1 protein-coding gene is annotated in these 278 nt (G+C 65.1%); it reads left to right on the forward strand.

Going from position 1 to position 278, the window contains the following annotated elements; genetic code table 11:
• Positions 1-246, forward strand: a 246-nt coding sequence (locus RVY79_RS19350; RefSeq protein ID WP_317466192.1) for a CoA-transferase, incomplete at its 5' end; no start/stop codon positions are given.
• Positions 247-278 lie beyond the last annotated feature (32 nt).

A 278-nucleotide genomic window follows, 5' to 3' on the forward strand; every position in this document is an offset into this window, starting at 1 on the left:
GTCAAGCGCGTCGTCGTCGTGATGGAGCACTCCGCCAAGGACGGCGCGAAGCTGCTGCACCGCTGCAACCTGCCGCTCACCGGCGAGCGCGTGGTGGACATGGTCGTCACCGATCTGGCGGTGTTCACCATCGACAAGCACGGCAACGACGGCATGGCGCTGATCGAACTCGCCGACGGGGTCACGCTCGATGAAGTGAAGGCCAAGACCGAAGCCAGCTTCCGCGTTGCGCTGAAGAACGCCTGAACGCCTCGACCATCATGACGGTACGGCGCGGC

Origin of the sequence: Chromohalobacter sp. HP20-39, from assembly GCF_033052815.1 — a bacterium.
In the GTDB taxonomy this organism is placed as follows: Bacteria; Pseudomonadota; Gammaproteobacteria; order Pseudomonadales; family Halomonadaceae; genus Chromohalobacter.